The following is an 11,861-nucleotide window of genomic DNA, read 5'->3' as shown; positions in this document are numbered from 1 at the left end:
CCTACCGGACTTGGGCTGACGCCGGGTTGGGAGCCGTAACTCCCATCCCGGCGCACGGACTGCACGGATCACCTTTTAAAGATTCGAAAGACCCAAAGGAGATAGCTTTCCGGCCAAGCGGTCTAGGTAGGCGAGGACCTCCGATTCCGATTTGTCGGGGAGTCCATACAGGACGTCGGTTACGCCTGCGGCTGACCAGGATTCGAGTTGTTCGGCGTTCGGTTTGTAGGCCAGGGCTACGACGCGCGGAGCTCCTGATCGGCCCGCCTCTTCCCAGTGCTTCATGAGCAGAGAAGTCGAGGCGGAGACGTCGGATTCATAAGGAGTCGTGATCCAGCCGTCGCCCGAGCGGGCAATCCACTTGAACGTCTTCTCGGTGCCGCCCGCGCCGATCAGCAGGGGGATGTGAGACTGGACCGGCTTCGGCCAAGCCCAGCTCGGCCCGAACTTGACGAAATCGCCTGCGTAAGAGGCCTCTTCCTCGGTCCACAGAGCCCGCATGGCCTCGATGTATTCCCGGAGAACCGTGCGCCGCTTGTTGCCGGGCACACCGTGGTCGGTGAGCTCGTCGGTGTTCCAGCCGAACCCGGCCCCAAGCGTGACGCGTCCCCCGGACAGGTGGTCCAGGGTCGCGATCGTCTTGGCCAGGGTGATGCAGTCGCTCTCGGTGGGAAGCGCTACCGCTGTGGACAATTCGATCCGCGAGGTGACCGCAGCGGCCGTGCCCAAGGCCACCCACGGGTCCAACGTCCGCATGTAGCGATCGTCGGGCAGGCTCGAGTCACCCGTCTGCGGGTGTGCCGCTTCGCGTTTGACGGGAATGTGCGTGTGCTCGGGAACGAAGAACGAGTCGAAGCCGCGTTCCTCGGCGGCCTTGGCGGCGGCCGCGGGGGTGATGCCGCGATCGCTGGTGAAGAGAACGATGCCGAATCGCATGGGGGTAGGTCCTTTCAGAGCTGCTTGGCAGCGGCGACACCGGCACGACGGCCGTAAAAGCTGCCATCGCCGAGGGAACAGCCGGAGGCGTATCCACCGGCGCAGATGCCGGAGGTGACCCGCCCGGCGGCGTAGAGGCCGGGGATGGGCTCGCCGGAGACGTGCAGGACCCGGGAATCCAGATCGGTGCGCAGGCCGCCGAGGGTGAAACCGCCGGTGTAGCCGCGCAAGTCGTACGCGCCGAGGGGAGTGCGAATGGGTTTGACCCACTCGGCCTTCTTGCCCAGGAAGGGATCCTCGCCCTTCTCGGCGTGATGGTTGTAGAGGTCGATGGTCGACTGCAAGGTGTTCTCGGGCAGCCCCATCTCGCTCTCCAATTCGGCGACCGTCTCGGCCACCCAGGTCGGCGCGACGCGCAGGAACGACAGCGAGGACTGGGTTTCCATGGCCTCCTCCAGCGCGATCTCGTCGATCACCAGGTAGGCCTGATTGTCCTGGTTCTGGAGAACCGCCTGGCCCATGCGACCGGCGTAGGTGTCCTCGGTGATGAAGCGCTGGCCGCGGCCGTTGACCAGGATGCCGCGGGCTACCAACTGCGGGTCCACCACCAAGGCGACCTCGGTGGCATCCATGTGCGCGAGGTCCGCACCCAGCGCCTGCGCCACCTGGATGCCGATGCCGTCGTGTTCCTCGACGGTGGCGGTGGGGCGTCCGGCGATCTTGGGCGCGAAGCGTTCCACCATGGCGTGGTTGTAGGCGAAGCTGCCGGTGGCCAGGACGACGCCGCGTTCGGCGCGCACGTGGACGGGCTTGCCGTAGCGGGTGGCGGCCACGCCGACCACGCGGCCGGAGTCGTCGGTGATGAGGCGTCGCATGCGGACGTCGTATTCGTGGCGGACTCCCAGTTCGTCCGCCTTCTGGGCGAGCGGCTCCATGAGCATGTAGCCGCCACCCTTCTCGCCCAGCTTCTTGTCCTTGGTCCAAGCCAGGTGGCCGCGCGGGGCGGGTGGAACGAGGTCCTTGAAGGGTGCGGCGTTCTCGCCGCCGGAGTACATGAGGCCCTGGTCGGCGGGCGGCTCGTAGCCGGGCTCGCCCCAGAATTCCTCCTTGAACGGGACACCCTGGGCGACCAGCCAATTGAAGTGCTCCACGCTGCCCTGGCAGTAATCGTGGATCTTGGCCTTGTCCACGCCGGGGCCGAGGGCGGCGGTCAGGAATTTCTCCATGTTCTCGGCGGTGTCCTCGAAGCCCAGCTTGCGCTGCAGCGCGGTGCCGCCGCCGAGGTAGATGAATCCGCCGGACATGGCGGCCGCGCCGCCCCAGCCGCCGGTGCGTTCGAGCACCAGGACGTCGGCCCCGGAGCGGGCCGCCTCGATGGCCGCGCACACCCCGGCGATGCCGAAGCCCACGACCACCACATCGGCCTCATGGTCCCAGGTCTCGACCTCGCTCGCGGGGAGCGGGCGGACGGTAGGCGATTCCGCCATATCTGTGAATTCCTTACTGCGGGTAGGGATTACTTCTTCTTGTCCTTGGCGAGCGTCTTGCGAATGACTCCGTCGAGTTTGGTGGCGGCGGGCCAGCCCACGTAGTGGGCCAGGAAGACCGCGATCTCGCGCAGCTGGTCGGCGTCGAGTTCGCCATTGCGCAGGGCCGCGCCCACCTGGATCTCGGCGATTTCCGAATGGCCCTGTGCGGTAATGGCTCCGAGCAGCAACAGCCGACGATCGCGCATCGACAGGTCGCTGGGCCGGTTCCAGATGTCGGCGAAGAGGTGGTCGACGGTGACCTCGTAGAACGGATCACCGGTCAGGTTCGGGAGATCGAAGCCGTATACCTCCGACATCGTCTTCAATCCCCGCTGCCTCGTCTCGGACGGCAGCTGTTCGTCGGTCATGAGTTCTCCTTCGCGATCGGGCCGGGTCCCACGCCGAGTCCGGTGCCCAGGTCGTGCAATGCCCGTTGTGCCAGTGGCAGATCCACATCCAGTCGGCCGGCCAGGTCGAGGGCCAGGGCAAGATCCTTCTCGCCGAGGTCGCGGACGTGGCCGAGGATGGGGAACCAGAAGTCGTCGGCGGCGACCGGGGCGGTGGTCTTGCGCAGCATGATCGCGCCGGGGCCGCCGGTGTGGGAGTCGGAGTGGCGGACCACCTTGCCGAGGGCGGTGATGTCCAGGCCCGCGGCCTCGGCCAGGCGCTGGGCCTCGGCGGCCGCGGTGAAGGCGACGAAGTGGAGGAGGTTGCGCGCCAGCTTCATTCGAGTGCCCGCGCCGACGTCGCCGGCGTGGATGACGAGCGAGCCGAAGCGGGCGAATGGGTCGCGGACGGTTTCGAAGGCGGTGTCACTGCCGCCGACCATGATCGCCAGTGCGCCCTTTTGCGCGGCGGGTGCGCCGCCACTGATGGGGGCGTCGACGAATTCGACACCCTGCGAGGCGCATTCGGCGGCGAGCTCGACGGCGGTGGTATCGGAGATGGTCGAGTGGACGGCGATGACGGTGCCGGGTTTGGCGGTCATCAGTACTCCGTCCGGCCCGGTGACGACCGAGCGGACCTGCTCGTCGTCGAGGACCGCGATGGAGATGACGCGGCAGCGTTCGGCCAGCTCGGCGGGGGAGTTCGCGAGCGTGGCTCCCGCATCGGCGAACGGCTGCAACGCATCCGGGCGCATGTCGCAGACGACCAGCCCGCCCGGCCAATCGACCAGACGCTGTGCCATCGGCGCGCCCATATTGCCCAGGCCGATGAAACCTACCGAGAATTCCGGAGTTTCGCTCATGGCCGGAAGACCTGCCCGCCATCGACGTTCAGAACCTGCCCGGTCACCCACGCGGCATCGTCGGACAGCAGGTACAGGCACGCCCCGACCATGTCCTCGGTCGTGCCCAGCCGTTTGAGCGCCATCTGGTTCACCAGCTGATCCACGAACTGTTCCGGCACGATGCTGCGGGTGGCCTCGGTATCGGTCGGGCCGGGCGCGATGGCGTTCACGCGGATCTTGGAGTGACCCAGCTCGTGCGCCAATTGCTGTGTCAGGCTGTTGATTCCGGCCTTGGCCAAGCCGTAGAAGCCGGAGTAGGTCCACGCCGCGGTAGAGGACTGGTTGACGATCGAACCGCCGCCCGCCTTCGCCATGTGCTTGTACACCGCGCGGGTCATGTTCAGCGCGCCGTCGAGATTCACGGCCATGAACTTCTTGTAGTAATCCCACGGCACGGTCAGCAGGATGTCGAGCTTCATATCGCCGTAGATGGCGGCATTGTTGACCAGGTGGTTGATGCCGCCGAACTCGGCGACGGTGAAGTCCACGACGGCCTTGGCCGAGGCCGGATCGGCCACGTCGAGCTGGGCGAAGACGGCACGGCCGCCATCGGCGGTGATCTCCTTGGCGACGGATTCGCCCAGTTCGCTATTCAGGTCGGCGACAACGACTTTCGCGCCCTCGGCGGCCAGGGCCCGGGCGTAGGCCGCGCCGATGCCGCGGGCTGCTCCGGTGACGATGATCGTCCTGTCGGTGAAACGGCTCATGTCAGTGCTCCTCAGCAGCCGGTCGCGATGAGTTTGGTCTCGGTGTATTCCTCGAAGCCGAGGACGCCCATTTCCCGGCCCAGGCCGGACTGCTTGTAGCCGCCGAAGGGGGCGTCGGCGGAATACCAGACGCCGCCGTTCACGCTGAGCGTTCCGGTGCGGACGCCGGCCACCACGGTGCGCAGTCGCTCCGGGTCGCGGCCCCACACCGAGCCGGACAGGCCGTAGGGCGAATCATTGGCGATACGAACGGCATCGGCGTCGCCGTCATGGGGGATGACGGTGAGGACGGGACCGAAGATCTCCTCCTGTGCGACACGGGAGCTGTTGGGCAGGCCGGTGATCAACGTCGGTTCGATGAACCAGCCGGGCCCGTCGAGGCGGTTGCCGCCGGTGACGATGGTGCCGCCTTCCGCGCGGGCGATATCCAGGTAGCGCTCGATGCGGGCCAGTTGGCGCTCGGAAATGACGGGGCCGCAGACGGTTCCGGGCTTGGCGGGATTACCGGGCTTGATATTGGCCAGGGTTCGCGCTGCCGCCTCGACCGCCTGGTCGTGAAGTTCCCGCGGTACCAGCAGCCGCGTGCTGATCGCACAGCCCTGCCCGGCATGCACGCAGACCCCGAAGGCCGCGTAGCTGGCCGCCGCCGCGATATCCGCGTCGTCCAGCACGATGAACGCGGACTTGCCGCCGAGTTCCAGGAAGACCTTCTTCAGCGACGCCGCCGCCGCGGCCATGACCGTCTTGCCGGTGGCCGTCGACCCGGTGAACGAGATCATGTCCACCCGCGGATCGGTGACCAGCTGCGCGCCCAGCCCGTGATCGTCCGAGGTGACGATATTGACTACACCGGCCGGAATGTCGGTCTCCTCGGCAATGATTCGGCCCACCGCCGCCGCGACCCAGGGGGTGTCGGGCGCGGGTTTCAGCACCACCGTGGTGCCCGCCGCCAGCGCGGGACCCAGCTTGGCGAAGTTGATCTGATGCGGGAAGTTCCAGGGCGTGATCGCCCCGACGACGCCGATGGGTTCGCGGCGCAGCGTGCGCGAGCTCTTGATGCCCATGGGCGAGGCGATGCCGAGATCGGTTTCCCACTCGTAGTTTTCGGCCAGGTCCGCGAAGTAGCCGAGATCGGTGATCGGGCCTTCCAGCTGCGGCCCGGAGGTCAGCATGCGCGGTGCGCCGACCTCGGCGATGGTGATTTCGCGCAGTTCCTCGAGGTGGTTGCGCAATGCGTCGCGGAGTTGCCGGAGGCTGGTCGCGCGAAAACCCGGGTCGCGCGACCAGTCCGTGGTGTCGAATGCCGTGCGGGCCGCGGCGATGGCCGCGTCCATATCGGCGGCGTCGGCATTGGCGGCGTGGCCGAGGGGTGCCCCGGTGGCCGGGTCGACGGTGGTGAACACACCGCCGCCGCCGGGCGTCAGTTTGCCGCCGATCAGCAACTGCGAACCGCCGTCGGGGACGAGATCGCTCGGGCTCATAGGTAGCTCCCATGCTGTCCGGACACGTGTACGGACTATAGGTTCGTGGCTCGTGGACGCGCAAGAACCTGTTTCAGTTTGTCGCCCCGTCGCCATATCGGATTCGGGATTCCGTTGTCAGGTGATCCCGTCGCTAGTACCGTACAGACACATGTCCAGCTATGTGTCTCCGTTGCTGGAAATCGTTCGTCAGAGCAGATGAACGCGTTATCGAATACGAGGTGCCGACACGATGACCGCAGCCTCCGTCGAGCCGCTGTTGTTCGACCCCTACGACTACCGCGTGCACGAGGATCCGTATCCCGTGTATCAGCGGCTGCGCACCGAGGCCCCGCTGTACCACCATCCGGATCTCGACTTCTGGGCGCTGTCGCGGCACGTCGATGTGGCCGCCGGATTCCGCGACAATGTGCGGCTCTCCAGCGCCAACGGGGTCTCCCTGGATCCCGCCGCCTGGGGGCCGCACGCGTGGCGGACCATGTCGTTTCTGGCCATGGACGATCCGCGGCACCTGCGGCTGCGGAAGCTGGTCTACCAGGGCTTCACCCCGCGCCGCGTCACCGAGATGAGCGAGCGGATTCGGGCCATCACGCTGCGATACCTCGAACCGGCGTTGGCCGCTGGCGATTTCGACTGGATCGACGCGGTCGCCGGGCAGGTGCCGATGGATGTCATCTCCGAGCTGCTGGGCGTGCCGGAATCCGATCGGGCCGAATTGCGCAGGCTCGCGGACCTGTTGGTGCACCGTGAGGAGGGCGTGCTGGATGTGCCCGTCGCGGCGATGGAGGCGGCGCTGCAGTTGGCGGGGTACTACAACGACATGCTCGCGGCGCGTAAGCGGCGGCGCACCGACGATCTGACTTCGGCCTTGCTCGACGCCGAGGCGGACGGTGACCGACTCGCCGACGAGGAGATTCTCGGCTTCATGTTCCTGATGGTGGTCGCCGGGAACGAGACCACGACCAAACTGCTTGGGAACGCCTTGTATTGGGCCGGACGCAATCCGGAGCAGTACGCGAAGGTGGCGGCCAATCCGGAACTGGTGCCGGATTGGGTGGAGGAGACGCTGCGGTACGACGCGTCGAGTCAGATCCTGGCCCGGACCGCCGCCGCGGACCTCGAGTATTACGGCCGCACTATCCCGCGGGGAGCGAAGGTGCTGCTGCTCGTCGGGTCCGCCAACCGCGATACCGATGTCTTCCACGATCCGGACCGCTATGACATCGAACGTCCCGACAAGGGTGGGTTGATCAGTTTCGGTCGCGGCGTGCACTTCTGCCTGGGCGCGCATCTGGCCCGGCTGGAGGCGTCGATCGTGTTGCGGGAGTTCGCCACTCGCGTGGCTGCGTACGGGATCGGCGACTCCGGGATTCAGCGTGTGCATTCGGTGAACGTGCGCGGGTTCGCGCATTTGCCCGTCGGCGTGGAGGTTCGGTAGATGGCTCGCTTCGCACCGCATCCCGATCGTCGTCCGGCGATTGTCGCGGGTGCCTCGTCCGGCATCGGGGCGGCGACGGCGGAAGCTCTTGCGGCGCTCGGACATCCGGTGGCGCTGGGGGCGCGTCGCGTGGAGATCTGCGAGACGCTCGCCGAGAAGATCAGGGCCGAGGGTGGTGAGGCCTTCGCCGGACGCTTGGACGTGGCCGATACCGGCTCGGTGAACGAATTCGTCACCGCCGCCGAGGAGGCCCTGGGCCCCACCGAGATCCTTGTGTCCGGTGCCGGTGACCTGGAATTCGGCAAGGGCTGGGAAATGGATCCCGACCTGTTCGAATCTCAGGTCCGCGTCCACCTGGTCGGTGCGCAGCGCCTGGCGCACCGGGTCCTCCCGGGCATGATCGAACGCCGTCGCGGTGATTTCGTCATCATCGGCTCCGACTGCGCGGTGCGGGCCCGGCCGGGCGCGGGGGCGTACAACGCGGCCAAGACCGGTGTCGAGGCCTTCGCCACCCAGCTGCGAATGGAGTTGGAGGGCACCGGGGTTCGCTCCTCGATCGTGCGACCCGGCCAGACGCTGACCGGCATGGGCATGCAGGCCACGCCCGAGGTCGTGGGGCCGCTGCTGGAGAACTGGGTGAAGTGGGGATTCGCGCGGCATGCGCATTTCCTGCGGCCCGCCGATCTCGCCGCGGCGGTGACGGCGGTCGTCTCGACGCCGCGTGGTTCGCACCTCGTGTTGGTCGAGGTGCAACCCGAAGCTCCGTTGACACCCGAAGCTCCGTTGACAGGAGATGCCTGATGCGACTCGTCGTCGATCTGGACCTCTGCCAGGGCCACGCCGTCTGCCAGGACGAGGCCCCGGAACTCTTCGAGGTGCCGAAACAGGGGCAGGTGCGGATTCTGCGCGCCGATCCCGGCGCCGATCTCGAGGCGGCGCGCGCCGCCGTCCGCTACTGCCCGACCCAGGCGCTGTCGCTGGTCGACGACGACGCCGATTCATGACACCGCCTATTCCCTGACAGGAGGCCGAGATGGCCTGGTCCCGCGATGAACTCGACGAGATGATCCGCCGCTGGGTGGACGAGAACAAACAGTGTGAGGCCCAAGGGGATTGGAAGCCCCTGGAGCACTTCTACACCGAGGACGCCAGCTACGGCTGGAACTACGGGCCGCAGCAGGAGTTCATGGCCGTCGGGCGCGACGAGATCCGGGAGATCGCGCTCGGCCAGGAGATGTTCGGGCTGGAGGGCTGGACGTATCCGTACCAGGAGTTCGTGGTGGACGAGCGCAGCGGCTCGGTCATCGGCTTCTGGAAGCAGGTCAACGAAAAGCATCGGCCGGACGGACGCCCCTACAGCCCGGAGGGCATCGGCGGCAGCTGGTTTCGCTACGCCGGTGACTTCCAGTGGAGCTGGCAGCGGGACTTCTTCGACTTCGGCAATGTGACAGCGCTTTTCGTGGAGATGATCTCGAACGACGCCCTCTCGTCCGGCATGCGCAAGCGTATGGAGCGGGCCATGTCGGGTCAACCGCTGCCCGGCTGGTACCCGGTCGGAAAGGGGCCGGTGCCCCTGTGGTGAACAGCAGGTACGAATCACTGACCAGATCCGAGCTGGCCCGGCTGGTTCCGGAACTGCTGCTGTGCGGGCACCTGATCGACCGGTCGGGGATGGCGCATGTGCTCGGCGCGCTGGGCCGGGAGGGGATGACGGCGGTCGCCATCGACGAGTGGCGACTGGCGAGTCCGGTGTACACGCGGCGAATCCGCAAGGCGCTCAACATCACCGGGAACGGCGTGGACGCCATCTTCAAATGCTTCCAGCTGGATATCGGCGCGCCGCCGCAGTTCATGGACTTCCGGTACCGGGTGATCGATCACGATCACGGGGAGTTCCATTTGGACCACTGCGGGGCGCTGGCCGATGTGGAGCCGATGGGGACGGAGTTCGTGGTGGCCATGTGCCACGATATCGAGGATCCGACCTTCGACGCGACGGCGCTGGCGACCAATCCGTTCGCGCAGGTGCGGCCGGTGCACCGCCCGCCGCGTGAGCCCGCCGACCGGAAGCCGGTGTGCGCGTGGACCGTCACCATCGACCCGGCCAACGAGCCGCCCGACCCGCATCCGGACGCACAGGTGGTGGCCGGATCCGAGGCGGCCGGGGTGGTGCTGCCGCCCATCGACCCGGAAGACCCTGGGCAGCAAGACTATTCGGGGCCCCTGTTGAGCGATCTCCGATTCGAGGACTTCTCCCGCTCCGCGCTCGTCCGCATTGCCGACGAGGTGAGCCTGCAACACCATCTGCTCACCCTCGGCTATCGCAGTGCGGTCGAATCCCGGACGAAACCCGAAGTGGCCCTGGATATTCTGCGCAAACAGTTCGCCGGTATCGCCGGGCTGACCTCGGAACGCCTGCGCGCCGCCCTCGGGCTCGGTGACGATTTCGCGGCGCTGGCCAAGGTGCTGCGGGTGCATCCGGCCTTCAATCCGGCCGCCTATGTCGATATCGACGTGACCAGCGCGACCGCCGGCGGCGAGCGCTCGGTGGAGTTGCGGATCGGGCGCGGCTGCGGTGCCGTCGACGACGGCGCGTGGGCGTCCCTGCTCGACCCCGAGCATCTCGAGCCGCTCGACGCGCTGGTGCGCGGGGTCGACCCGCGCTTCTACTGCCGGGTGCTCGAGGTCGACGACTGTGCGCTGACCATCGAAATCCGCTGCGCCGACCTGCCTTTCCGCACCGCCGACGAGGTCGCCATCACCCGGTTCAGCTCCGGGGCGGGCTTCAGCTTCGCGGACCGGGGCACACCGCTGCCGCTCACCGTTCTATAGCCGCAACCATCAGGAGAAACGGCCATGGCGTGCAACTTCGCCGACCTCTACGAACACTGCGCCGACGTCGTGCCGGACCGGACGGCCGTCATCGAGGGCGGGCGGCGGCTCACCTTCGCCGAACTCGACGCCCGCGCCAACCGGCTGGCCCACCACCTCGCGGCGGCCGGGGCCGGGCCGGGGACGCATATCGGATTCCACATGCACAACAGCATCGAGTCGCTGGAAACGCTGTTGGGCTGCTACAAGATTCGGGCGGTGCCGGTCAATATCAACTATCGGTACCGGGCCGAGGAACTGCGCTACGTCTATGACAACGCGGACCTGGAAATGTCGGTGCACCACCGCTGCTACGCACCGCTGATCGAGGAGATCCGGCCGCGGCTGCCCAAGTTGCGGCACACGCTGGTGGTCGAGGACGATCAGGGCGGGGAGGGGCTGGCCAGCGATTCGGTGCCGTATGAGCAGGCACTCGAAAGTGGTTCTGACGAGCGCGATTTCGGTCCACGCAGCGCCGACGACCACTTCATCATGTACACCGGCGGCACCACCGGCCTGCCGAAGGGTGTGATCTGGCGGCAGGAGGACATGTGGCGGGTGCTGGGCGGCGGCATCGACTTCTATACCGGTGAACCCGTCGCCGATGAATATCAGCAGTCCCGTATGGCGGCTCAGAACCATTGGCCCATGACCTGGTTCGTGCTGCCGCCGCTGATCCACGCGGCCGCCATGATGCCCACCTTCACCGCCCTCTGGTCGGGCAATGCCGTGCTGTTCCAGCCGCGATTCGATCCGGACGAGGTCTGGCGGGTGGTGGCGCGGGAGCGGCCCCAGGTGCTGGTCGTCACCGGTGACGCCATTGCCCGCCCGCTGGTGGACTCCTATCGCGCCCACCCGGTGGACGCGTCGTCGCTGGTCTCCATTGGTTCGGGGGCCGCCCAGCTCACCCAGCCGGTGAAGAACGCGCTGCTGGAGCTGTTTCCGAGCGCGCTGGTCACCGAATCCATCGGCTCCTCCGAAACCGGTTTCGGCGGTATCGGATTCGCGCAGAAGGACGACGATCCGGCGCGTGCGCCCCGGGTCACCACCGGGCGCGGGGCGCTGGTGGTCGATGACGCCGGACATCCGGTCGCGCCGGGCGGCGAGGGGTGGGTGGCCAAGACCGGGAACATCCCGCTGGGCTACTACAAGGATCCGGTGAAGACCGACAAGCTGTTCCGGACGGTGGACGGCGTACGGATGGTCATTACCGACGATCGCGCGCGGGTGGAATCCGACGGGTCGGTCACGCTGATCGGGCGCGGCAATATGGTCATCAACACCGGTGGCGAGAAGGTCTTTCCCGAAGAGGTCGACGCGGTGCTGAAGGCCCATCCCGAGGTGTACGACGCCGTCGTCATCGGTGTGCCGCACGAGCGCTGGGGGCAGCAGGTGGCGGCGGTGGTGTCGGCGGCCGGAGCGGCGATCGACTTCGAGGCGCTGACCGAGCACGTGCGGACCCATCTGGCCGGATACAAACTGCCGCGTCGGATCTGGTTGGCGTCGGCCGTGTCCCGTACGCCCAGCGGCAAGCCCGACTATCGATGGGCCAAGTCCTATGCCGCGTCCCGGGAACCCGATCACGAGGCCCGGTGAGTGGGAAAACTC

The 11,861-nt window shown here is 67.2% G+C and carries 12 protein-coding genes; 6 read left to right on the top strand and 6 right to left on the bottom strand.

The features are described 5' to 3' along the window. Positions 1-75: 75 nt before the first annotated feature. The 6 genes from VMT65_RS21340 to VMT65_RS21315 are packed head-to-tail and all read right to left on the bottom strand — an operon-like array spanning position 76 to position 5,944. Positions 76-936, bottom strand: a complete 861-nt coding sequence (locus VMT65_RS21340; RefSeq protein WP_326310066.1) for an LLM class F420-dependent oxidoreductase — start codon at positions 934-936, stop codon at positions 76-78. 14 nt (positions 937-950) lie between these two features. Further along, positions 951-2,423 carry an FAD-dependent oxidoreductase gene (locus VMT65_RS21335; protein ID WP_326310065.1) on the bottom strand — a complete coding sequence of 491 codons (1,473 nt, stop codon included), beginning with the start codon at positions 2,421-2,423 and terminating at the stop codon, positions 951-953. Positions 2,424-2,452: 29 nt separating this feature from the next. Beyond that, positions 2,453-2,833 (bottom strand): carboxymuconolactone decarboxylase family protein, encoded by a 381-nt coding sequence (locus VMT65_RS21330; RefSeq protein WP_326310064.1) that lies wholly within the window; start codon positions 2,831-2,833, stop codon positions 2,453-2,455. After that, a complete protein-coding gene (locus VMT65_RS21325) occupies positions 2,830-3,714 on the bottom strand; it encodes an NAD(P)-dependent oxidoreductase (RefSeq protein ID WP_326310063.1) in 885 nt (294 codons plus the stop codon). Before VMT65_RS21325 ends, VMT65_RS21330 begins: the two co-directional genes overlap by 4 nt. After that, positions 3,711-4,463, bottom strand: coding sequence for an SDR family oxidoreductase (locus VMT65_RS21320; RefSeq protein ID WP_326310062.1), 753 nt, complete (start codon positions 4,461-4,463; stop codon positions 3,711-3,713). Before VMT65_RS21320 ends, VMT65_RS21325 begins: the two co-directional genes overlap by 4 nt. Positions 4,464-4,474: 11 nt before the next feature. Next, entirely contained in the window at positions 4,475-5,944 is a 1,470-nt protein-coding gene (locus tag VMT65_RS21315; protein WP_326310061.1) for an aldehyde dehydrogenase, read from the bottom strand. Between the two features lie 232 nt (positions 5,945-6,176). On the opposite strand from VMT65_RS21315, the gene VMT65_RS21310 reads away from it, so the two are divergent. Genes VMT65_RS21310 through VMT65_RS21285 form a run of 6 tightly spaced genes read left to right on the top strand, consistent with a single transcriptional unit; the run spans position 6,177 to position 11,849 of the window. Then, complete coding sequence (locus VMT65_RS21310) at positions 6,177-7,382, top strand: cytochrome P450 (RefSeq protein ID WP_326310060.1); 1,206 nt, start codon at positions 6,177-6,179, stop codon at positions 7,380-7,382. Beyond that, entirely contained in the window at positions 7,383-8,183 is an 801-nt protein-coding gene (locus VMT65_RS21305) for an SDR family oxidoreductase (protein WP_326310059.1), read from the top strand. After that, positions 8,183-8,386: a ferredoxin gene (locus VMT65_RS21300; RefSeq protein ID WP_326310058.1), complete on the top strand. Its 204-nt coding sequence runs from the start codon at positions 8,183-8,185 to the stop codon at positions 8,384-8,386. Before VMT65_RS21305 ends, VMT65_RS21300 begins: the two co-directional genes overlap by 1 nt. Positions 8,387-8,415: 29 nt before the next feature. Continuing rightward, the gene (locus tag VMT65_RS21295; protein WP_326310057.1) at positions 8,416-8,964 is read left to right on the top strand and encodes a nuclear transport factor 2 family protein; all 549 of its coding nucleotides are present in this window, start codon (positions 8,416-8,418) and stop codon (positions 8,962-8,964) included. After that, positions 8,961-10,214 carry a hypothetical protein gene (locus tag VMT65_RS21290; RefSeq protein ID WP_326310056.1) on the top strand — a complete coding sequence of 418 codons (1,254 nt, stop codon included), beginning with the start codon at positions 8,961-8,963 and terminating at the stop codon, positions 10,212-10,214. The genes VMT65_RS21295 and VMT65_RS21290 overlap by 4 nt, the downstream gene beginning before the upstream one ends. A 24-nt stretch (positions 10,215-10,238) precedes the next feature. Continuing rightward, the gene (locus VMT65_RS21285; protein WP_326310055.1) at positions 10,239-11,849 is read left to right on the top strand and encodes an acyl-CoA synthetase; all 1,611 of its coding nucleotides are present in this window, start codon (positions 10,239-10,241) and stop codon (positions 11,847-11,849) included. The last annotated feature ends 12 nt before the right edge of the window (positions 11,850-11,861 follow it).

It is taken from the genome of Nocardia sp. CDC153, assembly GCF_035818515.1.
Lineage (GTDB): Bacteria > Actinomycetota > Actinomycetes > Mycobacteriales > Mycobacteriaceae > Nocardia.
Note: the sequence above shows the minus strand (reverse complement) of the source record. Positions and strands in the feature narration are given on the sequence as shown.